Here is a 25,007-nt window from a genome sequence, read left to right as displayed (position 1 = left end):
GTTGCACCGCAGCAGGAGCGAAAATGTGCAGAGTCGAAGCAATATCCCTGACCCGTTGGACGGTCTGGCCACGACGCTGGATCGGTCGAGCTTCGCCGCCATCGCGCAGCTGACTTCAGGCCAGTCGCCCGCCACTTTGGCGCAGTCTTTTTCCGACTGGTGGACGCACATTCTCTGCTCGCCAGGCAGGCAGCTGCAGCTCGCCGCCAAGGGCGGGCGCAAGCTGATGCGGCTCGCCGACTATGCCATGCGCAGCGCATCCGGCAGCGATCCCGAGCCGGCGATCGATCCGCTGCCCCAGGATCGGCGCTTCGCCGACGCAGCCTGGAAGCGCCATCCGTTCGACCTGATCGAGCAGGCCTTCCTGCTCCAGCAGCAATGGTGGCATGCCGCGACGACCGGCGTGAGCGGCGTCACCGGGCACCACGAAGCGATCGTCGAGTTCGCGACCCGCCAGATGCTCGACATGGTGTCCCCGACCAATTTCATCCCGACCAACCCCGTGCTCCAGCAGCGCATCCTCGAAACCGGAGGACAATGCCTTGTCGAGGGTGCGCGATTTTTTTGCGACGACCTGGAACGCCTGGTACGCGGGGAGCCCGCAGCGGGCACGGAGGCCTATCGGGTCGGCGAGAAGGTCGCAGCCACGGCTGGCAAGGTCGTGTTTCGCAACAGGGTCATGGAACTGATCCAATATGCGCCCGCAACCGAGACGGTGCGTCCGGAGCCGATATTGATCGTGCCGGCATGGATCATGAAATATTACATCCTCGACCTGTCGCCGGAAAATTCGCTCATCCGCTGGCTGGTAGGGCAGGGCTACACCGTGTTCTGCATCTCCTGGCACAATCCCGACAGCGCCGACCGCGATCTCGACATGGAGGATTATCGCCTGCTTGGGCCGATGGCCGCCGTTGATGTCATCCAGGCGATTACCGGCACCGAGAAGATCCACGCGGCCGGCTATTGTATCGGCGGCACGCTGCTCGCCATCACCGCGGCCGCGATGGCGCGCGATGAAGATGAGCGTCTGGCGAGCGTCACGCTGTTCGCCGCCCAGACCGAGTTCAGCGAGCCGGGCGAACTTGGTCTGTTCATCGACGAGGCGGAGATCAACCTGATCGATGCGATGATGTGGGCGCGCGGCTTTCTCGACAGCAGCCATATGGGCGGCGCCTTCCAGATGCTGCGGTCCAACGATCTGCTCTGGTCGCGCATCCTCTCGACCTATCTCATGGGCGAGCGCGAGCCGATGACCGACCTCATGGCATGGAACGCCGACGGCACCCGCATGCCCTATGCCATGCACGCGCAATATCTTCGGCGCCTGTTCCTCGACAATGACCTGTCCGAAGGGCGCTACGAGGCCGGCGGCCACCCGGTCTCGCTCTCGGGGCTGCGCATGCCGATCTTCATGGTGGGCACGGAAACCGACCATGTCGCGCCGTGGCGCTCGACCCACAAGCTCCACATGCTGACGGGCGCGGAGATCCGCTTCGTGCTGACGAGCGGTGGCCACAATGCCGGGATCGTCTCCGAGCCCGGGCATCCTCATCGCCATTATCGCATCGCGACACGGATGCAGGATGGCCCGGCGCCAGGTCCCGATGCCTGGCTGGAGCGGGCCGAGGTGCGCGAAGGGTCGTGGTGGCCGGAATGGAGTTCATGGCTTGGATCGCACTCGGGCGAGGCGGCGGCCCCACCGGCGATGGGCGCGCCCGAACGGAACTATCCGCCGCTCGGTGATGCCCCCGGGCGCTACGTGCTGGAGCGCTGAGCCATGGCCGCCGCCAACCTCATCGAGAACCGCACGTTCGACGAGATCGCCGTCGGCGATACGGCCAGCCTCACCCGCACGCTGACCGCCGACGACATCCAGCTCTTCGCGGCGGTGTCAGGCGACGTGAATCCGGCGCATCTCGACCCTGTCTATGCCGAAACGGACATGTTCCACAGGGTCATCGCTCATGGCATGTGGGGCGCGGGGCTCATCTCGGCGATCCTGGGAACCGAGCTGCCAGGGCCCGGTGCGATCTATCTCGGCCAATCGCTTCGCTTCACCCGCCCGGTGGGCGTCGGCGACACCATCACGGCCTGCGTCACCGTCGCGCAGAAGCGCGCCGAGCATCATGTCATCGTTCTCGACTGCACCTGTGTGAACCAGAAGGGCGAGACCGTCATCAGCGGCCAGGCCGAGGTCAAGGCGCCCACCGAGAAAGTCAGCCGGCCCCGCATGCCGCTTCCCGACGTGCGGATCGCCAGCCACGACCGCTTCCGCCAGTTGATGGCGCGCGCCAAGGACGGATCTGCGTGCGTCACGGCCGTGGTCCATCCGTGCAGCGCCGACGCCATGCGCGCAGTGGCTGAGGCCGCCGACGCCGGCATCGTCGTTCCGATTCTCATCGGCCCTGCGGCGCGTATGACGAATGCGGCGAAGGACGCCGGTGTCGATATTGCGGCCTTCCGGGTGATCGACGTCCCGCACAGCCACGCCGCCGCCGCCGAAGCCGTCGCGCGCGTGCGGGCCGGCGAAGCCGCGCTGCTGATGAAGGGCTCGCTTCATACTGACGAGCTCATGGGCGCGGTCGTATCGTCCGTCACGGGCCTTCGGACCGAACGCAGGATCAGCCACGCCTATGTGATGGACGTGCCCGGCTATCCGCGCCCGCTCATCATCACCGACGCCGCGATCAACATCGAGCCGACGCTTGAGGACAAGGCCGACATCGCGCGCAACGCGATCGACCTTGCCCATGTGATCGGGATCGAACAGCCCAGGGTCGCGATCCTCGCCGCCGTCGAAACGGTCAATCCGAAAATGCGCACCACATTGGATGCCGCGGCGCTCTGCAAGATGGCGGACCGGGGCCAGATCGAAGGCGCGCTGCTCGATGGCCCGCTCGCCCTCGATAATGCGATCAGCGAGGCGGCCGTGCGCGAGAAAAGTATCGTCTCGCCGGTCGCCGGCCAGGCGGACATCCTGCTGGTGCCCGATCTGGAGGCCGGCAACATGCTCGCAAAGCAGCTGACCTTCCTGGGCGGCGCCGATGCCGCAGGCGTGGTGCTCGGCGCGCGCGCTCCGATCATCCTCACCAGCCGGGCAGACAGCGTGCGCACGCGCCTCGCCTCCTGCGCGCTCGCGGTGCTGCTGGCGCGGGCTGCGACCAAGGCGGCTCCCGGCGTTGCGGGACAGCGCCGCGATGGCTGAAATCCTGTGCCTCAACGCCGGTTCGTCGAGCCTTAAGTTCGCGCTCTACGCCGAGCCGGGCACTGATGAGCCCTCTTTGCTGGCGAGCGGCAAGATCGAGAATATCGGCCTTGAGCCGCACCTGATCGCGCGCGATGCGAAGGGGGATGTCCTTGCCGAGCGGCGCTGGACGAAAGACGGCACGATCACGCACGAGACGCTGCTCGAGGATTTGCTGCGGGAGATCGAAGCCTCGGTCGGCGACGATCTGATCGCGGTCGGCCATCGGATCGTTCATGGCGGCACCGACTATTCAGCGCCGGCGCGGGTCGACGCGCCACTCCTCGCCGCGCTCGAGGCGCTTTGCCCACTGGCGCCATTGCATCAGCCCCATAATCTCGCCGCGGTCCGCGCCGTCTCCAGGCTGCGCCCCGCTGTGCTGCAAGTCGCCTGCTTCGACACCGGCTTCCATCATGGCCAGCCCCCGATCGCGACGCGCCTCGCGCTGCCGCGCGCGCTTGGCGAAGAGGGCATGCGGCGCTACGGTTTTCACGGCATCTCCTACGAATATATCGCGCGGCAGCTGCGTTCGATCGATCCCGATACAGGCGGTGGCCGCACGATCGCCGCGCATCTCGGCAACGGGGCCAGCCTTTGCGCGATGGCCGGGCGGCGCAGCATCGACACGACGATGGGGTTCACCGCGCTCGACGGGCTGGTGATGGGTACGCGCTGCGGCGCGCTCGACCCGGGCGCGGTGCTCTATCTTTTCCAGCAGAGGGGCATGACGGCGCGTGAAGTCGAGCATCTCCTCTACAGTGAGTCCGGCCTTTTGGGCGTGTCCGGCGTCTCCAGCGACATGCGCGCGCTTCTCGGCAGCGAAACGCCCGCCGCTGGGGAAGCGATCGAGCTCTTCGTCTGGCAGATCGCGCGCCAGGCCGGCGCTCTCGCGTCCTCGCTCGGGGGTCTCGACACATTCGTGTTCACTGCCGGGATCGGCGAGAATTCGCCTGAAATTCGCGCCCGCGTCGCCGGTCGGCTCGGCTGGCTCGGCGTGGACCTCGACGCGGACGCGAACCTCCGAGGAGATGCAGTCATCAGCGCGCCGTCCAGCCGTGTCGCCGTCCGCGTCATCCCGACCGATGAGGAAAGGATGATCGCTATCCACGCCGCCGATCTGCTGCGTGAGGAGCCGAAAGCATGAAACCTCTCGTCGATCTTACTGGCAAGCGCGGCCTGGTGATCGGTATCGCCAACGCGCATAGCATCGCGGCGGGTTGCGCCCAGGCCTTTCACGACTGTGGGGCGAGACTGGCGGCGACCTATCTCAACGGAAAGGCCGAGCCGTTCGTGGCGCCCGTCGCGGAGACCCTAGGAGTCGAATGGCTCGCCGCGTGCGATGTCCGGGTGCCGGGCGAAGTGGAGGCCCTGTTCGAGCGGGTGAAGTCCGAATGGGGCGGCCTCGATTTCCTGCTTCACTCGATCGCTTTCGCGCCGAAGGAGGATTTGCACGGCCGCGTCGTCGACAGCTCGGCCGAAGGCTTCGCGCTGGCGATGGACGTCTCGTGCCACAGCTTCCTGCGCATGGCGCGTCTCGCCGAGCCGCTGATGTCGGATGGCGGCTGCCTGCTGTGCGTCACCTTCTACGGGTCGGAGCGGGTGGTCGAGCACTACAACCTGATGGGGCCGGTCAAAGCGGCCCTCGAAAGCGCGACCCGCTATGTCGCGGCTGAGCTTGGCCCCAAGGGCATTCGCGCCCATGCGATCTCGCCAGGCCCGATCGCGACCCGCGCTGCCAGCGGCATCGACCGCTTCGACGAGCTGCTCGAACGGGCCGCGGCGACGGTCCCGCAGCACCAGCTCGTGACCATCGAGGATGTCGGAGGGCTCGCCGCCTTTCTGGTGAGCGATGCCGGCCGCCATATCACCGGCACGATCATTCCGGTCGATGGCGGTCAGCACCTGCTCGGCTAGGGCGGCTCGCCGCGATCGGGGGCTATCCTATTTGTCGCTGGTGGCCTGCTTCTCGCCGTCGCCCGGGCTTTTCTGCCCGAACCATGGTCCGACAATGGCAGCAAAGGCATCCAGCGCCCCGGGAGCCGTCGGAGCGCTCGCGACGGCCTGCCAGGCCTGCTGCCATTCCTCGAACGCCGATCTTGTGCCGGCAATCATATGCTCGCGGACCGTGGCCATGTCCTCGAACAGTGCCCGCGGTCCGGCCGGGCTGACCGCGCCGGCGTCCGACGTCTTGTCCGTCGCGCCCGCAATCGAGGCACGCGCCTCTTCGGCGAAGCGGCCGGCGGCGCGGTTGCCGACCTCGAGCGACTCTTCGCCACCTTTCCGGGCGACTTCGGCGAGCTTCAGCATCAGGCCGACATTCGCTTTGGCGAGCGCGGCGAGTTGATCAACGGGATAGGGCATGAAACGGTGAACCTTTCTCTTCGCGTTTGAGCTCTGGCATATCGGGCATAGCGCCCTGGCCTGAGGCCCATCGCGTCGCGCCGCCGTTATTCGGCGAGGCTGAATCAGAGAGAATCGGTAACTCTACGTATGCCGAATCTGCGGCTTGCCTGCGACGCTCAGCCAATGCACTTTTGGCTTGTCGTCCATGTCGTGCCCGCGGGCAGCGACTTCTACCCGTCCCGTCATGATCGCGGCACGGTCGGGCATGATTATGGTCTGACCCGGCAACCGGCATGGGCGTGATACCGTCCATAGCCAGGCTCGGCCGGATTGCGGCGCTGCGCGGTCCCGTCCTCGACGTCGAGTTCGACGAAGGGCCGCTGCCCGCGGTCAATGAAGCGCTGCGCGTCGATGCATCGTCAGGCCCGCTGGTCGCGGAAGTGCAGAGCCATATCGATGACCGCACCGTCCGCGCCGTCGCGCTTCAGCCGACCTCCGGTCTCGCTCGTAATGTCGGCGTGACGGCCTTGGGCGCCCCCATCGCGGTCCCGGTCGGAGACAAGGTTCTGGGGCGGCTCCTTACGCCGACCGGGCAGGTGGGTGACGGCGGCGCGCCGCTTGGGCCGGATGTTCCATTGAGGCCCATTCACCGCGCACCCCCGCCGCTCGAAGACCAGAACGCGGCGACGGCGATGTTCGAGACTGGCATCAAGGTCATCGATCTGCTCGCGCCGCTCGCCCAGGGTGGCAAGGCGGCGATGTTCGGGGGCGCGGGGGTGGGGAAGACCGTGCTGGTGATGGAACTCATCAACGCGATGGTCGCGCGCTATGAAGGTGTTTCCGTCTTTGCCGGCATCGGAGAGCGATCGCGCGAGGGCCATGAGCTGCTCACGGACATGCGCGGCTCGGGCGTGATCGACAAGACCGTGCTCGTTTTCGGGCAGATGAACGAGCCGCCGGGCGCGCGCTGGCGGGTAGGGCTGACCGCGCTCACCATCGCCGAATATTTCCGCGACGAGCAGAAGCGCAATGTCCTGCTGCTCATGGATAATGTGTTCCGCTTCGTCCAGGCCGGCAGCGAAGTCTCCGGCCTGCTCGGACGCATGCCTTCACGCGTCGGCTACCAGCCGACGCTGGCCAGCGAAGTGGCCGCGCTGCAGGAGCGCATCGCCTCGGTGCATGGAGCGGCGGTGACCGCGATCGAGGCGGTCTATGTGCCCGCCGACGATTTCACCGACCCTGCGGTCACCGCCATCTCCGCCCATCTCGACAGTTCCATTCTGCTCTCGCGCGCCATGGCGGCCGAAGGCATCTATCCCGCGGTCGATCCCCTGGGATCCTCGTCGATCCTGCTCGATCCGCAGGTCGTGGGCGATCATCATTACGCGCTCGCCCAGCAGGTCCGGGAGACGATCGCGCATTATCGCGAGCTCCAGGACATCATCTCGCTGCTCGGTATCGAGGAGCTGGGCCGCGAGGATCGGCTGATCGTCGGCAGGGCGCGGCGGCTGCAGCGCTTCCTGACCCAGCCCTTCATGGTGACCCAGGCCTTCACCGGGCAAGCCGGCCGTTCTGTGGGGCTGGCCGATACGCTGAAGGGCGTCACGGCCATCCTGGCCGGCGCGACCGACGACTGGCCCGAGAGCGCCTTCTACATGGTAGGCGATATTGAAGAGGCACGCTCTCGCGTGGGGCAGGGCGCATGAAGCTGCGGATCACCGATCCGACCGCGATCCTCGTCGACACGGACGTCAGGTCGGTTCGCGCCGAGGATGCCAGCGGCAGTTTCGGCATCCTGTCGGGCCACGCCGATTTCCTGACCGCGCTTGGCGTCTCGATCGTCTCCTGGCGGGGCGCCGATGGCGCTCCAGGCTATTGCGCGGTGCGCAACGGCATTCTGACCGTAAGCCACGGCACGGGGGTCGCGGTCGCGACGCGCGAAGGCCATGTCGGCGATGACCTCGGAACGCTCGAGCATGACGTGCTCGCGCGCTACCGCGAGCGCGACGAGGGCGAACGATCCGAACGGACCGCGTCGGCGAAGCTCAGGATGCAGGCGATCCGCCATATGGTCGAGGCCCTGCAGGGTGGTGGCCGGGAGCTTGGTCTGTGACCGCGGACAAGCCCGAGCAGCCGATCGTCGAAGCCATCCGGACCCGCGCGGAACGGCGGCGGCTTGCGCAGCGGCTTCCTTCCGTCGCCCGCAATCTCGGCCAGATCGGCGTGCTCGGCTGGCAGATCGTCCTGCCCGCGCTGGTCGGTCTCGCGATCGGCCGCTGGCTCGACCACCGGCTGGATAGCGGCATCTTCTGGACCGCGCCGCTCCTGCTCGTCGGGCTCGCCCTCGGCTGCTGGTCGGGCTGGCGCTGGATGCACCGGCAATGAGCCAGCTCTCCCCCATCCTGTTCCTGGCCCTCGGATTTGCGGTCGGCCTCGCCCATTTCGCGGCCATCGCCAGAGAAGCCGACCTCGTCACCCATGGCGGCCCGGCATCGCGCGCGATCCTGCTCAGGCTCGGGCGTCTCGCCGTCACTATTCTGGTTCTCGTCATCGCCAGCCGGCAAGGGTGGCCGGCGCTTCTTGCCGCAACAACCGGCTTCATGGGCGGGCGCCAGATCATGCTCCACCGGCTCGGAGGCGCCCGATGAAATTCGCGTCACCACTTGAAAGCCATGTGCTGTTCGCGATCGGTCCGGTGCCGATCAGCCAGCCGGTCGCCACCACCTGGGGCATCATGGCCTTCCTTACAATCGGAAGCTGGCTGCTGACCCGCCGCCTTGCGTTACGCCCAACCCGAGCCCAAGCGGCGCTCGAGCTGGTCGTCGAGACCGTCGCCGGCCAGATCCGCGAGACGATGGAGGCGGAACCGCAGCGTTATCTGCCGCTGATCGGCACGCTGTTCCTGTTCCTGCTGGTCGCCAACTGGTCGTCGCTGATCCCCGGCGTCGAGCCGCCTACCGCGACCCTCGAAACCGACGCGGCGCTGGCGCTGATCGTCTTCGGCGCGACGCTCTGGTTCGGCGTCCGCGCGCTCGGGCCCAGGGCCTATCTCGCGACCTTCGCGCGCCCCTCGATCCTGCTCGCCCCGCTCAATATCGTCGAGCTCTTCACCCGCAGCTTCTCGCTGATGGTGCGCCTGTTCGGCAACGTCATGAGCGGCGTCTTCATGATCGGCGTCGTGCTGAGCCTCGCCGGGCTGCTCGTCCCGATCCCGCTCATGGCGCTCGAAATGCTGACCGGCGCGGTCCAGGCCTACATTTTCGGCGCGCTCGCCATGGTCTTTATCGGGAGCGCTATCAGCGAGAACGGCGCCCGCCCGCCATCCAAACAGGAGTCCCCCGCATGAACTGGATCCATCTCGCCAGCATCCTCGGAGCCGCTTTCGCGATCTCGATCGGCGCAATCGCCCCGGCGCTCGGGCAGGGCAGGGCCGTCGCCGCCGCGATGGACGCGATCGCGCGCCAGCCCGAAGCCGCCAACACCGTCTCGCGCACGCTGTTCGTGGGCCTCGCGATGATCGAGACGATGGCGATCTACTGCCTCGTGATCGCGCTGCTGCTGCTCTTCGCCAACCCGTTCGCCTGACATGCGGATCGACTGGTGGACGCTCGCGCTGCAGGCGGTCAATGTCCTCATCCTCGTGTGGCTGCTCGGACGCTTCCTGTTCCGTCCGGTGATGGATGCCATCGCTGCCCGCCAGGCATCGGCCCAGGCGCTGCTCGACGAAGCGCGGGAGGCAAAGGACCGGGCACAGGCCGAAGCGCAGGCGCTCAAAACGCAGAATGACGGCTTCGTCGCGGATGCGGCGGCTCGCCGCGCCGAGATCCGGACCGAGGCCGAAGCGGAGCGCCAGCGCCTCCTCGCGCAGGCCAGGCTCGAGGCGGACGCCGTCGTCGAGCAAGGCCATGCGGCGATCGATGCCGAACGCGGGCGGGTGGCGGCGCAGTGGCGGGAAAAGGCAGCGAACCTCGCCGCCTCGATGGCAGGCACGTTGCTCGCTCGTCTCCCGCCCGAGCAGACGGTGCAGGCCATGGTCGACGCGCTCAAGGCGCGGCTCGGAGACCTTTCCGAGGCGGATCGCCGCAGCCTGGCGGCCGCCGGGCCCGTCACCGTCGCGACGCCCGCGCCGCTGACGGCCGATCTGCAGACGCAGGTAGCGCGCGCGCTTGGCGAAATCCTGCCGGATACCGCGACCCCGATCTTCGCAGTCGATCCAGATCTCATCGCCGGCGCGGAGCTTCGCACGCCCCACGCCGTCGTGCGCAACAGCTGGCGCGCCGATCTCGACGCCATGGTTGAGAGCCTCAATGAAGACGATCATGGCCGGATCGCCTGAAGACTGGCTGACGCAGGCCCAGAGCTGCATCACGCGCGCCAATCTCGGGCCGCGTGTCGATGCAATTGGCCGGGTGGAATCGATCGGCGACGGCGTTGCCATGGTCTCGGGCCTTCCGGACGCGCGCCTCGACGAATTGCTCTATTTCGCCCGGGGCCAGACCGGATTCGTCCACACGCTCGACCGGGACCGGATCGGCTGCGTGCTGCTCGACGATGCCGCCCAGGTGGAGGCAGGAGACACCGTAACCGGCTCGGGCGAGGTGGTGCGCGTGCCGGTTGGCGAGGCATTGCTTGGCCGAGTCGTCGATCCGCTCGGCCGTCCGCTCGATGGGGGCGCGCCGATCCGGGCCAGGCGCTTCGATCCTGTCGAACGGCCGGCGCCGGCGATCATCGAACGCGACCTCGTCGTCCAGCCGGTGCAGACCGGCACGCTCGCAATCGATGCGATGTTCGCCATCGGCCGGGGGCAGCGCGAACTCATTCTCGGCGACCGCGCCACAGGCAAGACGGCGCTCGCGGTCGACACGATCATCAACCAGCGCACCAGCGACATGATCTGCGTCTATGTCGCGATCGGCCAGAAAAGCTCGGCGGTCGCGCGCGTGGTCGACCAGGTGCGGCGGCATGGCGCGCCGGACCGCACCATCTTCGTCGTGGCGAGCCCCGCCGCGGCGCCGGGGCTGCAATGGATCGCGCCGTTCGCGGGCTTCACGATGGCCGAGTATTTTCGGGATGGTGGCGGCCATGCGGTGGTGGTGCTCGACGATCTCACCAAGCATGCCGCGACCCATCGCGAGATCGCCCTGCTGACCGGACAGCCGCCCGGGCGCGAGGCCTATCCCGGCGACGTCTTTTTCCTCCATTCCCGCCTGCTCGAACGTGCGGCGCGTCTCTCGACGGAGAAGGGGGGCGGTTCGCTCACGGCTCTGCCGATCGCGGAGACCGATGCCGGCAACGTCAGCGCCTATATCCCGACCAATCTGATCTCGATCACCGACGGTCAGATTATTCTCGACGCGAAGCTGTTCGCGCAGGGGCACAAGCCCGCCATCGATGTGGGCACGAGCGTGAGCCGGGTCGGCGGCAAGACGCAGCTTCGCGTCCTGCGCGACGCGAGCGGGACCATGCGCCTCGACTATGCGCAGTTCCTCGAGCTCGAGATGTTCACCCGCTTCGGCGAGCAGCCCGAGCCGCGTGTCCGCGCCCAGATCGAACGCGGCAAGCGCTTGCGCGCCTTGCTCGTGCAACCGCTGTCGAGTCCACTACGGGTCGTCGACCAGGTGGCGCTGGTCGTGGCGCTCGGCGAAGGGTTGCTCGATGGCATGGCGGTCTCGGAGATATCGTCGCTCCGCACGCGGCTGCCCGCCTGGATCGACGATCACGTCCCCGATCTATGCGCGCAGATCGAGCGGACTGGACAGATCGACACCGCGCAGCGGTCCGCTCTGATGACGACGGTGAAAGCGCTGATCGAAAGCCAGCCGGCCGGTTCTGCATCATGAGCGATCGCCTCGCCGAGATCGGCCAGCGGATCGAGACCGTCCGCCAGCTCGGTGCGGTGGTCAACGCCATGCAGGGCATCGCCGCGCAGCGGGCGCATCAGGCGCGCGCGCTGCTGCCTGCGGTGCGACGCTATGCGGAGACCGCCCGCACCGCCATTGGCCAGGCGCGCCGCCTTGACGAGCCACTGGCGCGTTTTCCGGCGCGGGCGGTCGGTGGTGCGAGAGGCGGCCTTATCCTGTTCGGTGCGGAGCAAGGCTTTGCCGGGGCCTTTCCGGAGCAGCTGCTCGACGGCGCCGCGGCCGACATGCAGGACAGGCATATTCTTCTGATTGGCGCGCGCACGGCCACGCTTGCGGCCGAGCGCGGTCTGCGCATCGCATGGAGCGCGAGCATGCCGAGCAAGGCCGATGCGCTGCCCGCACTCGCGACAAGCATCATCGACGCGCTGTACGACTATCTGGACGAGGTCGGCGCGGTGCCCATCACCATGGCTTATCCGGTCTGGAGCAGCGGAAAGGGCGTCTCGATCGTGCGCGCGAGCCTCCTGCCGCTCGACCTCGACACTTTCCCCGCGTCCACGGCGGATTTGCCGCCGCTCGTCAATATCAACGCGGCGGACCTTATCGGCGACCTGACCGCGGAATATGTCTTCGCCCACATCTGCGCGGCTGCGGTCGAGACGTTCGTCGCCGAGAATGAGGCACGGCTGCGCACCATGGCGACCGCCCGCAGCCACATCGATCGCAAGGGCGAGGCCCTGCGCCTCGAGGAGCGCCTCACGCGTCAGGATCAGATCACCAGTGAAGTCGTCGAACTGAGCGGCGGGCGACATCGGCGAGAATGAATGCAGGGCAGGCATTTCTGCTGTTCAGCAAGAAACCGCAGAACCGCCATTGTCGTCGGGATCAAGGATGGAGTTGAGCATGCACTATAGTAGCGGGAACTACGAAGCTTTCGTGCGGCCCCGCAAACCTGAGGGCGCTGACAGGAAGACGGCCTGGTTCGTCGGCTCGGGTCTTGCGGGACTGGCAGGCGCGGCGTTCCTGATCCGCGACGGCGGCGTCGCCGGCGAGCATATTACCATCCTTGAGGAGCTGCATGTTCCCGGCGGCGCGCTCGACGGCCTCGACGTCCCGGAAAAGGGGTTCGTCATCCGCGGAGGGCGCGAGATGGAGGAGCATTTCGAATGCCTCTGGGATCTCTATCGCTCGATCCCTTCGCTGGAGATCGAGGATGCGAGTGTGCTCGACGAATTCTACCGGCTCAACAAGGACGATCCCAATTTTTCGCTTCAACGCGTGACGCAGAACCAGGGCCAGGATGTGCCCGACAAGGCTTTGCTGACACTCGGCGGTCGCGCGCAAAAAGATCTGATCTCCGTCTTCCTCGCGACGCGGGAGGAGATGGAGAACAAGCGGATCAACGAAGTCTTCGGCGATGATTTCCTCAGGAGCAATTTCTGGCTCTACTGGCGCACCATGTTCGCCTTCGAGGAATGGCATTCCGCGCTCGAGATGAAGCTCTATCTGCATCGCTTCATCCACCATATCGGCAGTCTGGCGGATTTTTCCTCGCTCAAGTTCAACCGCTACAACCAATATGAATCGATGGTCCTGCCGTTGGTCAAATGGTTGCAGGATCGCGGTGTCAGATTTCGCTACGGCGTCGAGGTCACCGACGTCGATTTCGACATCCAGCCCGGCCGCAAGCAGGCGACCCGGATTGCCTGGATCGAAAACGGCGTCGAAGGCGGCGTCGATCTCGGCGCCGATGATCTCGTCTTCATCACCATCGGATCGCTGACCGAAAATTCCGACAATGGCGATCATCATACACCGGCCAGGCTGAATGAGGGGCCGGCGCCGGCCTGGGACCTGTGGCGCCGGATCGCGGCCAAGGACCCGGCCTTTGGTCGTCCCGACGTGTTCGGATCGCACATCCCGGAAACCAAATGGGCGTCGGCGACCATCACCACGCTCGACGCGCGCATTCCGGCGTACATTCGCAAGATCGCCAGGCGCGATCCGTTCAGCGGCACGGTGGTGACTGGCGGCATCGTCACGGTCAAGGACTCGAGCTGGCTGCTGAGCTGGACGGTCAGCCGGCAACCCCACTTCAGGAAACAGCCGAAGGACCAGATCGTCGCCTGGTTCTATGCCTTGTTCGTCGACCGGCCGGGCGACTATGTGAAGAAGCCGATGCAGGACTGCACGGGCGAGGAGATCACGCAGGAATGGCTTTATCATCTCGGCGTGCCGGTCGAGGACATCCCCGGCCTCGCCGCGACGGGGGCGAAGACCGTGCCGGTGATGATGCCCTACATCACCGCCTTCTTCATGCCGCGCCAGGCCGGCGACCGGCCGGACGTGGTGCCCGAGGGCGCGGTCAACTTCGCCTTTGTCGGCCAGTTTGCCGAGTCGAAGCAGCGTGATTGTATCTTCACGACGGAATATTCGGTGCGCACGCCGATGGAGGCCGTCTACACCCTGATGAAGGTCGAACGCGGCGTGCCGGAAGTGTTCAACTCAACCTATGATATCCGCACGCTTCTGGCCGCAATCGGGCCGCTTAGGGATAGCAAAGGGATCGACATTCCCGGCCCGTCCTTCCTGCGCAAGCTGTTGATGAAGAAGCTTGAAGGCACAGAGATCGCCCAGCTGTTGGAAGAGTTTCATCTCCTTTCGCGATAGCAATCAAGCGCGACCCTTCGCCTGGGCTCACGAAAATTCCGCCAAAAGCTGATGAACAACGTCGATGCATCCCGGCAGGCACTATGTCCGCGCCATCAGGTGACACGCAGAGATTCAACCGCAGCAGCCCTGGCCGCCTTTACCTACAGCGGCCTTCCCATTCCAGCCGCAAAGGCGATCCGCAAGGTTTCGGCAAGGGTACGGACTCCAAGCTTGGACATGATGCTCGCGCGATGGACTTCGACCGTCCGTGAAGAAATGCCCAGATCATAGGCGATGGTCTTGTTCGGAAGGCCTTGCGCAAGGCCTTCGAGAACATCCCGTTCGCGCGGTGTCAGTAGATCGACCTGTCGGCATGCCTCGGCTTCGTCGAGAGCGCGCCCCTCGGCCGTGTCGATGCGCGCGAACGCTCGGTCTATCGCATCGAGCAGCAGCGCCCGTTCGATAGGTTTGGCCAGGAAATCGACAGCACCCGCCTTCATCGCTTGGACAGCAAGCGCAATGTCTCCGTTGCCGGTCAGCATCACGACTGGCATGCTTATATCCATCTGCGTCAGCGCTGCCTGAACCTGTAGACCGTTCATGTCCGGCATGTGCATGTCGAGAACGATGCTACCTCTTTCAGCTTCATCTGCAATTTTCAGAAAGTCGACTCCCGAGCCATAGGTCTCGACGGCAAATCCCGCTGTCCTTAATGTGAATCCTACAGCTTTCCTGATTGTTTCTTCGTCATCAATGACATGAACGACGCGCTTGCTCTCCATGGCCCCCCGGACGTGTTGGCATTGCTGCGCACCCCAGCGGGCACAGCTTCAAAGGGGAGACCTTCTACGGGTAGGACCATGGTCCAAGGTCAAGGCCGAAATACCGCCGCATCACAACAGGCAAGGCAGGTGCTCGGCGAGAGGGGGGTAAGCGACCCGGCATCATGTGCCGAACTTTGCGAGATGACCGCTCTTGCGAACGGGGCGGCGCTCCCTCTGGTCTCCCGGCGGCAAGGCGCCGCAAGACGCTGCCGCCGGGAGTGGGCACGCCTCTTGGGGGATGAGCGCGCTGGTTGCTCCTAAGCTCGACGCGTCATGTTGTCATGGCAAGAAGCTGATAATCGCTATTCTGTGTCAGCAGCGCGCCGTAACGCCGATGTCCGGGGCGGATCGCAGCTCCGCTCGCGCGCCGCTACGGCACGGCGAATCCGATTCAGCACGAACCGGTGATCATAGGGTTGTGAGATCGAAGGCTGATCATCGCAGAGATCGCCCGCCTTCCGTGTCGCAGTTTCGATATTCCCGGCGAGGATGGCACCGATACCGGGTTGTTCCTGACGAACCAAGGATGCCAGGCCCGCGCCGCGCTCAGCGCGATCGAGCCAGCGCAGCGCTGCCATCACATCGTCGACCGGCACCGGGATGCTGGCGGGCGACGGAGGGCCGGTTGGCCCTCGACGGCGGAGCGATCGGACGCCCAGGATGCAAGGATGGCGGGCTTCACTTCGGGCTCAAGCTGCGGGTGCCGAGCAACGATGAAGGGATAAAGGAACGAGCGTGTGTGCGACATGACATATCCTCCTTTCCTGCCGCGACTTTCTCCGAAAGCGGAGTTCCCAGAAGATTGGTTCGGACTCGCTTAGGTTCAATGAATGGGAATGCGCCCGGCGTTTGGCGGGCGTTCGTTTTCATCGTGCATTGAGCATTGAGTACTGAAGAACTGACGCGCAGCGCACCGTTCAGATCCCGCGGCGAACGGACTCCGCAATCGCCGGCATCACGTCGATATCATTCGAAGTATGTGCAACAGCGTTCGTGCTGACGATCCTCTCGACGAGCCCACCCAGGACTTGCGCTGCATCGCCGGCGAAAAGCGGATGCACGACCACGCAATCCGGTCGCGTGAACCCCATGTCGACCAGCTGGCGCGCCGCCTCGGCGAGGGTTCGGCCGGATGAGGCGATATCGTCGACCAGCACCGGCTGGCGATCGAGAAACGCTGGGGCATTCGGAATCGAGATGGTGACGTCACGGTCGCCGGACCGGATTTTCTCGCACACGAGAAACGGAGCATCGGCATCGGCCGCCACCTGCGAGACCCACTGTTCGCTTTCCAGGTCCGGACCGATGATCAGCGGACGAGCGACATTGCGCTTGATCCACGAGGCCAGAAGCGGCGCGGCATGAACGACCTGGGTCGGGATGCGGTAGATTTCCGACAACGCATGATAGCGATGGAGATGCGGATCAACCGTCACCAGCCAGTCGAGATGGCGAGACAGGATCGCGGCAAAGGTTCGCGACGTCACCGCCTCGCCGGGATGGAAGCGAATGTCCTGGCGCATGTAAGCGAGGTAGGGGGCGACGAGCCCGATCCTGCGAGCGCCCAGATCGCGCGCGGTGTCGGCTGCGAACAGCAGCGGCAACAGCTTGGCGTCCGGATGATCGAGACTGCACAGCAGGATGACCTCGCGGTCGCTGATGTCGCTTACGACCCTGAGATAGGTTTCCCCGTCAGGAAACTGACGATGCTCGATCGTGCCGACCTCTGCATCGAGCGCGGCGGATAGCGGCTGTGCCAGGGCCTCGCTGCCAGACAGCGCGAACAGCACGGGACGGTTCATAGCGCTTCAATCCCGAAGATCGGCCCGTCGCTCACCGCATAGGCCGCCGCATAGTCGAGCTCGCCCGGGCTCTCGGCATGAATGGTGCACAAGGGAGCCCCGGCATCCACCATCTGGTTCAGCCGACACTGCAGCGCGACGCCGGCGGCCTTGGCCATCGGCGCGCCGGCAAGCTTCGCGACCGTCGCGAGCTTGCGATTGTCGATACTCACCAGGCGGCCGCTATAGGGAGCGATCATATCCTGTTGGAACCGGGCGACCGGTGGAGCCCGCATGCCGCCCTGCGCTTCGCAGATACGTTGGAACTTGACCCAGGCCCGGCCGCTTTCGAGGCACGCCCGCGCACGCGCATAACCTTCGCGGGCCGGGGCTGCGTCCGCGAGCTCAAGCAGTCCTCCCGCCAGCTCGCAGGCCCGGTGGGCGAGATCCTCGGCGCCCGGCTGCCCCTGGAGCACGGCAAGGATATCCTGCGCCTCGAGCGCCGGACCGATGCCCCGTCCGATCGGCTCGGCGCCGGGGCCGCGCATCACGCGCGTGCGAAGCCCGAAGGCTTGGGCGACAGAGCTCAGCGCCCGCTCGAGCGTGTCGGCGGCATCGGCGCCGCGTACCTTGGCGGTCGGCCCGACCGGGATGTCGATGACCAGATGGGTCGCACCGGCCGCGATTTTCTTGGACAGCACCGAGGCGACCATCTGCCCGACGGCATCGATATCGAGCACCCGTTCCACGCCGATGATCACATCGTCGGCAGGGCTGAGGTTGACGGCGCCGCCCCAGGCGATGCAGCCGCCTTCGCGCTCGACCACCTTGCGGATTGCGGAAACGTCGAGGTCGACAGGTGCCAGCACCTCCATCGTGTCCGCCGTGCCGGCCGGTGAGGTGATCGCCCGCGACGATGTCTTGGGCATGATCAGGCCCTCCGCGGCCATGATCGAGACGATGATCGGCGTGGTGCGATTGCCCGGCAAGCCACCGACGCTATGCTTGTCGACGATGACCGTTCCGGGCCACTGCAATCGCTCGCCGACATCGACCATCGCCCTGGTCAGGCTGATCGTTTCGTCCGTATCGAGCGGGACCGCTGAGCAGGCCGTGACGAACGCCGAGAGATGGACATCGCTATAGCGTCGCTCGGCGATGTCGGTGATGATCGCTGAAAAAGCCCCGTCACTGAGACGATTGCCATAGGTGCGCCGACGCACTTCGGCGAGCGAGGCGAGAGGCTGGGCGTGCGCGATCTCGACCGGATCGCCATCGCTGACGCCGAGCCGCTGCCATGCGGATTCGGAGAGGCCGATCTCGCCGGGCGCTGGAGTCTCCGCGGAGCTGTGCAGCAGCGAGACGACGATTTCCCGCCCGCCGGCGCGCAGCGCGACCTGCGCGCGGGACGCAAGACCTTCCGAGCGGCAGACGGGACAGTCGTGGCGCATGACCGCGATCAGATCGCTTCCGGCAGCCGACAGGCCGATGCGGCGTGCCCGCAGCGTCGTCGCGACAGGCTCTGCTTCGGCGTCCTCGATGATCCCGGGCTTCACGCGAGCATGCCCCAGCTACCCAGCGCCGGTACGCTGCATGCCCAACCCAGTTCCTCCGAGACACGCTTCGCCAGGACCTGGGCGCCGGTCGGCTCGCCATGGGTGACATAGACGTGGCGCGGGGCCTCGTGCAGCGACCCGAGCCAGCGCATGAGTTCGTCGCTGTCGGCATGCGCCGAGAGCATCGTCAGGTTGGCGACCTCGGCTTCGACCGGGATATACTCGCCGTGGATCTTGATCGTCCGGGCGCCGCCGATCATGGCGGCGCCGCGGGTGCCCGCCGCCTGGAAGCCCGAGAAGAGGATGAGGTTCTTCCCATCCGGCGCGAAGCGCTTGAGATGGTGGAGCACGCGGCCGCCCGTTGCCATTCCACTGGCCGAGATGATGACCTTGGGGGCGGGGTTGGCGGTGAGTTCCTTGGATTCCTCCACTTCGCGCACATAGTGCGCGACGCTGCACGCCGCTTCGCACTCGGCGCGAGCCAGGCGATGCTCGTCCATGAAATCGCACATCAGCCCGCTCGCGTTGATCGCCATCGGGCTGTCGAGGAAGATCGGGATGTCGCGGAGGCGTCCCTGCGCGCGCAGACGCGAGAAATGATAGAGAAGCGACTGAACCCGTCCCACGGCGAAGGCCGGGATCACCACCGTCCCGCCTCTCTCGACGCATCGCTCGACATGATCTCCAAGCGTCTTTGTCGGATCGACCTGCTCGTGGCGCCGATCGCCATAGGTCGATTCCACCAGGACATAGTCGGCGCGCGCGGGCGGCTCGGGATCCTTCATCACCGCATCGCCGTAACGGCCGATATCGCCTGAGAAGAGGATTGTCCGCCCCTTCCAGTCGATCTCGATCGACGCCGCGCCGAGGATGTGGCCGGCGCGATGATAGCGCACCCTGATGCCGTCCGTGACTGCATGCCACGCTCCGAACTCGATCGGGCGGAAGAGCTGCAATGCCAGACGCGCGTCGGCCTGGGTGTAGAGCGGCAGCGCCGGCTGGTGCCTTGAGAAGCCGTGCCGGTTGGCGAACTCCGCATCCTTTTCCTGCAGATGGCCGCTGTCGGGAAGAAGGAGCTCGCACAGGGCCGCGGTCGCCCGCGTTGCAAGGACGGTACCGTCCCAGCCCAGGCGCGCCATGCGCGGCAGCGCCCCCGAGTGATCGAGATGAGCGTGGGTCAGCAGGACCTGGCCGACATCCGCGACTTCGGGTGGAATTGGCGCCCAATTAAGGCGGCGCAGATCCCTGGGTCCCTGAAACAGGCCGGAATCGACCACGATCTGAGTTTCACCATCGTCCACCAGATAACGCGACCCTGTGACCGTTCCCGATCCGCCGAGAAAGGCAACGCCGAGACCATCGGCCGGGCGCTTGGCCAGATCGATCCTTGCTTCACGCTCGAAGATGGTCACGCGGGAATGGTGCCGTTTCTTTCTCTTTTGCATGGACGCGGGCCTGCCTCTCACGATTATGTTCGTGAGCGCAGCATTGGTTCGCGGACGCCGCACGCCTATACGCAAAATCCGCAGCACGACTGCTGCTCCCCGACAGCTGCGTCGCCCGAACGCCGATGGCCGATCCCATCGATCGCCTTACCCATGCCTGCGCGATGCCCGGGGGACTTCGGTCTCTACTTATACCTTGCTCCTTGGACTCGAGCCTATGCTGCCCGGACGTTGACCAGAAGAGGACGGCATATGGGCGAACATGACCATCGCATGCGCAAGCGCGGCAAGATCGTTCTGATCGGCTTCCTGCTCGTCGCTAGCTTCTTCCTCCTCACCGAGCATACCGCGCACTTCCTGGGTGTGCTGCCCTATCTCATCCTGCTCGCCTGCCCGCTCATGCACCTGTTCATGCACCGCGGCCATGGTGGGCATCAGCATGGCCATGAGCCCGGTCAGGCACCCGCCGGCTTACCGGCCAATCCCAACGGCCGCATCGAAGGAGATTCGCGATGACGCACGCCGACTATGGCTATGGTCTGTGGGGGCTCGCGCTGGTTAACGCCGCCGTTTTCATCCTCTTTGCGTTCAGCTTCTTCAAGCCGGCAACTAAACGAGACTGGCGCAGTTTGGGGGCGTTCAGCGCTTTCATCATAGCGCTCTTCGCGGAAATGTATGGCTTCCCGCTCACGATCTTCGTGCTTTCGGGGTGGCTCCAGTCGTATTTCCCCGCTGTCGACTGGTGGAGCCACGATGCTGGACATCTCCTGGAGATGATGTTCGGCTGGCGAGTTAATCCCCATTACGGTCCATTCCACATCGCCAGCTTTGTGCTGATCGGCGTGGGTTACTGGCTGATCTCGGTTGCATGGACGGCCCTTCACTTGAGTCAGCGCAAACACCAATTGGCCCTTACTGGGATTTATGCCCGGATCCGGCACCCGCAATATGTCGGCTTCATTCTCGTCATGCTCGGCTTTTTGCTACAATGGCCGACCCTTTTGACCCTTGCTATGTTTCCGGTGCTCGTCGTGATGTATATTCGGCTGGCTCGGCATGAGGAAAAGGAGGCTCTAGCCAGCTTCGGCGAGGTTTACCGCGATTATATGGCTCGCGTGCCCGGCTTCATTCCGAATCTGACAATCCATTCGCGTCGAAGAAGGCCATGGCGATCCTTTGACGGGAATGGCTGATGTAATTGCCGGCAAGGTCAATGCTGACGTTCTGACTGGCCTTATTATTCGGACATCGTTACCCGACCTCACAGCACACTACTGCAGCAACCCCGGTTCGACTGCGCAATCATCTTGGGAGGGCAAGTTCGCCTTGCACGGGCAGATTCGGTGTGGAGCTGATGCCCGGCACTAGACGCAGAGCATCGCCGATCAAGGTATAGACGGCGTGGCGCTGGCCGCCACGGTTCCGATGGTCGACGCGATAGCCCTGATAATGTCGGCGGAGCAGGCCTGCATTCACCAGTTCGGAAACGGCGCGACTGAGATTACTCTTGCCGGCTGTGCGAATGCGTGCCCGCATTTCCTCCGCGATCACGCCGCGCCTTTTCTCCAGATCGCCGGGGAGCAGTCCGTTTCTAGCGAGGTCGCTCTCGACCCGCTCGGCCAGCGTAATGCTGCGCGGACCACGCTGGGCCATCGGGGTCAATGCGTCGCATAGCCAATCGCGCAGGGAAACGAGCCCATCGTTCCGCCTGACCCAGGGACCGGCGCTTCCATCTGGCCCCGCCACCTGGGCGATCAGGTTGAGCAGCATGAAGGCATAACGGGGCCGGCTCGATACGGTCGCCAGCGTCTCGAGCACGGCCGCGACATCACAGCCAATGGAGGGTTCAAGAGGCTTGCCTGCATGAAACATAACATGATGGAATCAAGCACAAAGCAGGATCAATGTGAATCCCAAATCGGCGGCCGCAGACGGGTTGTCAGCTATGACACTTTGCCGGCGGATAAAGTGTCATAGGCGATCCATTCTAATCGTAGATTGTTGCGAATCGTTCTCAACTCATCCTGATAATCATGGCGCTCGCCGCTTAGGTCTGGACGAGCCGTCTCCTCGCGGACGAGCTTCCGTCGCCTATGGCGAACAGGATAAAAGACTGCGGCCGCCTTGATGATCTCACGCGCTTTGCGGCGGACTGTCAGCGTGCTGAAACCCTTGGCGATTTACATGGCACGATCGATGCCGCCGTGCGCGATCTTGGCTTCCGCTGGTTCACGCTGCTTCACAATATCGACCTTCGGCGCGGAGGCGAGCAAAGCCTGTTCCTCACAACCTATCCATCGGCCTGGCTCGAGGAAGTTCTCGAAGAACGCCATTATCTCGAAGATCCGATCCATGCGGCCTGCGCTCGCACCCCGTCAGGGCTCGCCTGGGACCGGATCGGCGACGTGCTGGAGCTCACGCCGCGCCAGCGAAGCATCCTCGACCGCGCCAGGGACCATGACCTTGCGTCCGGCTACAGTTTGCCAATCCGGACCCCGGGGGAACCCGAGGCGATCTTTACCGCCGCCCGATCGCGCGACGAGCCGCTCAGCGCAGAGGAGGTTCTGACCGCCCGTCTGCTCGGCTCGGTCGCTTATGATCGGGCGCGCGAGCTGCTTGGCGAAAGGGCAGGGCCATTGGCCTGCGTCCCTCTCAGCCCTCGCCAGGTCGAATGCATCGCGCTCGTCGCGCAAGGCAAAAGCGACTGGGAGATCGGCCAGATCCTCGGCCTCAGCCGCGACACCGTGCACGAATATGTTGAATCGGCCCGCAGGCGTTATGGCGTGCGACGACGCACGCAGCTGGTGCTGCGCGCGGTTCGCGATGGTCATCTCAACATGGAAGCGCTGCTCTGATCTCGCCGGCCATATGATGATCGGGCTTGGGCAAGTTCAGGATTTCTGCGCTGTCGCTGGCGCGATCAAGGACGCTACGGCCTTGTCTGACCTGATGGCCGAAATCACGAAGGCCATGGGCTTTCGGCACTATGCCCTGGTCCATCATGTCGACCTGAAGCCTGCGGTTCGCTCGGTCCACATCGTCGACTATCCGCAAGACTGGGTGGAGCGCTTCCAGGCGAGACGCCTCTATGCGAGCGACCCGATCCACCGCGCCAGCCATCGCACCAATGTGGGCTTTGCCTGGTCGGCGGTTCAGTCGATCATCTCTCTGACGGCCGCCGATCGCTCGATCCTGGCAGAAGCCTACGAGGCCGGGCTGGGCGACGGCTTCACCGTTCCGGCCCATATTCCTGGCGAGCTCAATGGATCCTGTTCCTTCGCGATGGCGGCGGGCGAGATGCTCGACCATCGGCAGCTGCCGTTCGTGCAGCTCGTCGGCAGCTTCGCGTTCGAAGCGGCACGCAAGATTTCCCGGATCCACGCGCCGCAATCCGAATGCCCGAGCCTGACCGAAAGGCAGGCCGAATGCGTGGCGCTGGTCGCGCGGGGCAAGACCGATTGGGAGATCAGCCAGATTCTCGGCATTGGCCAGGAAACGGTGATCCAACATGTGAAGGATGCGCGCGACCGCTATGGTGTCACCAAGCGCACCCTGCTTGCCATTCGCGCCTTGTTCGACGGGCAAATCAGCTTCGCCGATGTGTTCGGCCGATGATCTCCCCAGAACTGGGGATAACGCAAGAAAGCCGCCTCTGATCGACTGACAGGCCTCACAAAAGGAGGCTGTCATGCACATCGGGACCGGCTTTTCGCAAGCCATGGAACACCGCCTGTTTCGCTCCATGTTCGAGGAGCGCAAGCGGGTCTTCGTCGATCTTCTTCGCTGGGACGTTCCGGTCATCGCCGGTCGCTACGAGATCGATCAGTTCGACAATGATCGCGCCGTCTACATCGTTGTTACCGGGGACGACGGGGAACACCGTGCATCCGCACGGCTTCTGCCGACCACGCACGAGCATATTCTCGGCACGATCTTCCCAGATCTCTGCGAGGAAGCGCCGCCGCGCGGCGGTGCAATCCTGGAAATCACCCGCTTTTGCCTTGCGCGAAAATTGCGTGCCCGGGAGCGTCTCGAGGTGCGCAATCAGCTGGTCACCGCGCTCGTCGAATATGCCCTCGCCAACCAGATCCACAGCTTCACCGGGGTCGCCGAGTGGCCGTGGTTCCAGCAGATCCTGAGTTTCGGCTGGACTTGCCGACCATTGGGTCTTCCCACGTCCGAGGAAGGGCGAAGCCTCGTCGCCTTGCAAATCGATGTGGACGACCGGACGCGCGAGCAGCTGCGCGCGAGCGGTGTTTTCCGCACCGTCGGCCTTGCCGATCTTCCCGCAGCAGCGTGAGGAGGGTGATCATGGCCACGATCGCACGGCGCGACATCTCCGCCGCGACCAAAGCCGACGAAAAGCTGCGGCAGCACGGCTTCTGTATCCTGCGCGACGTCGAGCCCGGATCGCGCATCGAGGAGATCGATCGATCCCTCCATCCGCGTTTTGCCGCCACGCCTTTCTGCCAGGGCGGATTCTACGGCCCTCGGACAAAACGCTTCGGTGGCCTGCTGAAGCGCGCGCCGGCGGTGGAAAGTCTTGTCCAAAACCCTGCCGTCATGCGCCTCGTCCACGCTATCCTCGAGCCCTGGTGCGACACCGTCCAGCTCAACCTCACGCAAGCGCTCGAGCTGCACCCGGGGGCGCCAGCGCAATTTCCGCACAGGGACCAAGACATGTGGCGCGGTCCGACCGGCGAGCTCGAATATCTCGTCAACGTCATGTGGCCGATTTCGCCGTTCAAGGCCGAAAATGGGGCAACGCTGGTCTGGCCGGGGAGCCACAATGGCGGGCAGGGTGACGACAGCGCGGAGCCGGTCGCCATCGAAGCCGATCCGGGATCGGCGATCATATTTCTGGGATCGACCCTCCATGGCGCCGGCTCGAATCATTCAAACGCGGTGCGCCGAGGCATCATCGTCAGCTACTGCCTCGGCTGGCTGAAGCCCTATGAGAACCAGTGGCTGACCTATCCGCCCGAGGTGGCCAGCGCATTCGATCCCGAGCTTGCCGCGCTGGTCGGCTACCAGCAGCACCGCCCCAATCTCGGCAATTATGACGGGCAGTGCCCGTCCATCCTGCTCGGCGGCGATCCGCCGGACCATCTCGCCGCAATCGATGCTCTCCGACCCGACCAGGAAGGCGCTCTGTCCGAATTCCTCCGTCAGCAAACCGATCAACTCCCCCCGGCTGGGGGGATTGCCGAAATCGAGCGCGGCCGGAACAAAAGAGAGGTGAAGTCCAACGGATAGCTGACGGCATTTCCCGACGCGGGGGCTGTCTCTCGCGGGGGA

General features: G+C 65.0%; 26 protein-coding genes and 1 pseudogene. 20 read left to right on the top strand and 7 right to left on the bottom strand.

The window, feature by feature from the left end; all coding sequences use genetic code 11:
* The first annotated feature begins 55 nt into the window (after positions 1–55).
* From V7Q48_RS09970 to fabI, 4 genes are read left to right on the top strand one after another with little or no spacing between them, the layout of a single operon-like run.
* Entirely contained in the window at positions 56–1,777 is a 1,722-nt protein-coding gene (locus V7Q48_RS09970; RefSeq protein ID WP_021245223.1) for a PHA/PHB synthase family protein, read from the top strand.
* 3 nt (positions 1,778–1,780) lie between these two features.
* A complete protein-coding gene (locus V7Q48_RS09965) occupies positions 1,781–3,208 on the top strand; it encodes a bifunctional enoyl-CoA hydratase/phosphate acetyltransferase (protein WP_333837889.1) in 1,428 nt (475 codons plus the stop codon).
* On the top strand, positions 3,201–4,391 hold the full coding sequence (locus V7Q48_RS09960) for an acetate/propionate family kinase (RefSeq protein WP_333837887.1): 1,191 nt from the start codon (positions 3,201–3,203) through the stop codon (positions 4,389–4,391). Before V7Q48_RS09965 ends, V7Q48_RS09960 begins: the two co-directional genes overlap by 8 nt.
* Positions 4,388–5,161, top strand: a complete 774-nt coding sequence (gene fabI, locus V7Q48_RS09955; RefSeq protein WP_037448018.1) for an enoyl-ACP reductase FabI — start codon at positions 4,388–4,390, stop codon at positions 5,159–5,161. Before V7Q48_RS09960 ends, fabI begins: the two co-directional genes overlap by 4 nt.
* A 27-nt stretch (positions 5,162–5,188) precedes the next feature.
* On the opposite strand, the gene V7Q48_RS09950 is transcribed toward fabI, so the two are convergent.
* Positions 5,189–5,608 carry a hypothetical protein gene (locus tag V7Q48_RS09950; RefSeq protein ID WP_017501314.1) on the bottom strand — a complete coding sequence of 140 codons (420 nt, stop codon included), beginning with the start codon at positions 5,606–5,608 and terminating at the stop codon, positions 5,189–5,191.
* A 275-nt stretch (positions 5,609–5,883) separates the two neighbouring features.
* Here V7Q48_RS09950 and atpD point away from each other — a divergent pair, with 275 nt between their 5' ends.
* From atpD to V7Q48_RS09900, 10 genes are all read left to right on the top strand, one after another.
* A complete protein-coding gene (gene atpD / locus V7Q48_RS09945) occupies positions 5,884–7,296 on the top strand; it encodes a F0F1 ATP synthase subunit beta (protein ID WP_333837884.1) in 1,413 nt (470 codons plus the stop codon).
* Positions 7,293–7,703 (top strand): F0F1 ATP synthase subunit epsilon, encoded by a 411-nt coding sequence (locus tag V7Q48_RS09940; protein ID WP_037448025.1) that lies wholly within the window; start codon positions 7,293–7,295, stop codon positions 7,701–7,703. The genes atpD and V7Q48_RS09940 overlap by 4 nt, the downstream gene beginning before the upstream one ends.
* Positions 7,700–7,975: an AtpZ/AtpI family protein gene (locus V7Q48_RS09935; protein WP_021245229.1), complete on the top strand. Its 276-nt coding sequence runs from the start codon at positions 7,700–7,702 to the stop codon at positions 7,973–7,975. Before V7Q48_RS09940 ends, V7Q48_RS09935 begins: the two co-directional genes overlap by 4 nt.
* Positions 7,972–8,238: an ATP synthase subunit I gene (locus V7Q48_RS09930; protein WP_017501319.1), complete on the top strand. Its 267-nt coding sequence runs from the start codon at positions 7,972–7,974 to the stop codon at positions 8,236–8,238. The genes V7Q48_RS09935 and V7Q48_RS09930 overlap by 4 nt, the downstream gene beginning before the upstream one ends.
* Complete coding sequence (locus V7Q48_RS09925) at positions 8,235–8,936, top strand: F0F1 ATP synthase subunit A (RefSeq protein WP_021245230.1); 702 nt, start codon at positions 8,235–8,237, stop codon at positions 8,934–8,936. The genes V7Q48_RS09930 and V7Q48_RS09925 overlap by 4 nt, the downstream gene beginning before the upstream one ends.
* Positions 8,933–9,175 carry a F0F1 ATP synthase subunit C gene (locus V7Q48_RS09920; protein ID WP_017501321.1) on the top strand — a complete coding sequence of 81 codons (243 nt, stop codon included), beginning with the start codon at positions 8,933–8,935 and terminating at the stop codon, positions 9,173–9,175. The genes V7Q48_RS09925 and V7Q48_RS09920 overlap by 4 nt, the downstream gene beginning before the upstream one ends.
* A 1-nt stretch (position 9,176) precedes the next feature.
* Positions 9,177–9,926, top strand: coding sequence for a F0F1 ATP synthase subunit B family protein (locus tag V7Q48_RS09915; RefSeq protein WP_333837864.1), 750 nt, complete (start codon positions 9,177–9,179; stop codon positions 9,924–9,926).
* Positions 9,910–11,430: a F0F1 ATP synthase subunit alpha gene (locus tag V7Q48_RS09910; protein WP_333837861.1), complete on the top strand. Its 1,521-nt coding sequence runs from the start codon at positions 9,910–9,912 to the stop codon at positions 11,428–11,430. Before V7Q48_RS09915 ends, V7Q48_RS09910 begins: the two co-directional genes overlap by 17 nt.
* Complete coding sequence (locus V7Q48_RS09905) at positions 11,427–12,275, top strand: F0F1 ATP synthase subunit gamma (protein WP_021245233.1); 849 nt, start codon at positions 11,427–11,429, stop codon at positions 12,273–12,275. The genes V7Q48_RS09910 and V7Q48_RS09905 overlap by 4 nt, the downstream gene beginning before the upstream one ends.
* 79 nt (positions 12,276–12,354) lie before the next feature.
* A complete protein-coding gene (locus tag V7Q48_RS09900) occupies positions 12,355–14,121 on the top strand; it encodes an oleate hydratase (protein ID WP_037448033.1) in 1,767 nt (588 codons plus the stop codon).
* A gap of 143 nt (positions 14,122–14,264) precedes the next feature.
* Here the strand turns inward: V7Q48_RS09900 and V7Q48_RS09895 are convergent, their stop codons facing one another.
* The 5 genes and pseudogenes from V7Q48_RS09895 to V7Q48_RS09875 all read right to left on the bottom strand — a co-directional run bounded on the left by V7Q48_RS09895 (position 14,265) and on the right by V7Q48_RS09875 (position 19,709).
* On the bottom strand, positions 14,265–14,885 hold the full coding sequence (locus V7Q48_RS09895) for a response regulator transcription factor (protein WP_333837856.1): 621 nt from the start codon (positions 14,883–14,885) through the stop codon (positions 14,265–14,267).
* Positions 14,886–15,478: 593 nt separating this feature from the next.
* Positions 15,479–15,675 (bottom strand): annotated as a pseudogene (locus tag V7Q48_RS09890) (hypothetical protein); the annotation flags it as partial.
* Between the two features lie 169 nt (positions 15,676–15,844).
* On the bottom strand, positions 15,845–16,717 hold the full coding sequence (locus V7Q48_RS09885) for a ribose-phosphate pyrophosphokinase (protein WP_238147328.1): 873 nt from the start codon (positions 16,715–16,717) through the stop codon (positions 15,845–15,847).
* A gap of 8 nt (positions 16,718–16,725) precedes the next feature.
* Positions 16,726–18,264, bottom strand: coding sequence for a thymidine phosphorylase family protein (locus V7Q48_RS09880; RefSeq protein ID WP_333837853.1), 1,539 nt, complete (start codon positions 18,262–18,264; stop codon positions 16,726–16,728).
* A complete protein-coding gene (locus V7Q48_RS09875) occupies positions 18,261–19,709 on the bottom strand; it encodes an MBL fold metallo-hydrolase (protein ID WP_333837931.1) in 1,449 nt (482 codons plus the stop codon). Before V7Q48_RS09875 ends, V7Q48_RS09880 begins: the two co-directional genes overlap by 4 nt.
* Before the next feature lie 252 nt (positions 19,710–19,961).
* On the opposite strand from V7Q48_RS09875, the gene V7Q48_RS09870 reads away from it, so the two are divergent.
* Entirely contained in the window at positions 19,962–20,225 is a 264-nt protein-coding gene (locus V7Q48_RS09870) for a DUF2933 domain-containing protein (protein WP_442947120.1), read from the top strand.
* Positions 20,222–20,902: a methyltransferase family protein gene (locus V7Q48_RS09865; RefSeq protein ID WP_004212753.1), complete on the top strand. Its 681-nt coding sequence runs from the start codon at positions 20,222–20,224 to the stop codon at positions 20,900–20,902. The genes V7Q48_RS09870 and V7Q48_RS09865 overlap by 4 nt, the downstream gene beginning before the upstream one ends.
* A gap of 109 nt (positions 20,903–21,011) precedes the next feature.
* On the opposite strand, the gene V7Q48_RS09860 is transcribed toward V7Q48_RS09865, so the two are convergent.
* Positions 21,012–21,581, bottom strand: a complete 570-nt coding sequence (locus V7Q48_RS09860) for a hypothetical protein (RefSeq protein ID WP_004212754.1) — start codon at positions 21,579–21,581, stop codon at positions 21,012–21,014.
* Between the two features lie 221 nt (positions 21,582–21,802).
* On the opposite strand from V7Q48_RS09860, the gene V7Q48_RS09855 reads away from it, so the two are divergent.
* The 4 genes from V7Q48_RS09855 to V7Q48_RS09840 all read left to right on the top strand — a co-directional run bounded on the left by V7Q48_RS09855 (position 21,803) and on the right by V7Q48_RS09840 (position 24,965).
* Complete coding sequence (locus tag V7Q48_RS09855; protein WP_004212755.1) at positions 21,803–22,564, top strand: helix-turn-helix transcriptional regulator; 762 nt, start codon at positions 21,803–21,805, stop codon at positions 22,562–22,564.
* Positions 22,488–23,324: a LuxR family transcriptional regulator gene (locus tag V7Q48_RS09850; protein ID WP_442947119.1), complete on the top strand. Its 837-nt coding sequence runs from the start codon at positions 22,488–22,490 to the stop codon at positions 23,322–23,324. Before V7Q48_RS09855 ends, V7Q48_RS09850 begins: the two co-directional genes overlap by 77 nt.
* 73 nt (positions 23,325–23,397) lie before the next feature.
* A complete protein-coding gene (locus V7Q48_RS09845; protein ID WP_333837846.1) occupies positions 23,398–24,009 on the top strand; it encodes an acyl-homoserine-lactone synthase in 612 nt (203 codons plus the stop codon).
* A gap of 11 nt (positions 24,010–24,020) precedes the next feature.
* Positions 24,021–24,965, top strand: a complete 945-nt coding sequence (locus tag V7Q48_RS09840) for a phytanoyl-CoA dioxygenase family protein (RefSeq protein ID WP_333837843.1) — start codon at positions 24,021–24,023, stop codon at positions 24,963–24,965.
* The last annotated feature ends 42 nt before the right edge of the window (positions 24,966–25,007 follow it).

The sequence above is a fragment of the Novosphingobium sp. genome (assembly GCF_036803765.1).
GTDB lineage: Bacteria > Pseudomonadota > Alphaproteobacteria > Sphingomonadales > Sphingomonadaceae > Novosphingobium.
This window is presented reverse-complemented; position numbering and strand designations above follow the sequence as displayed.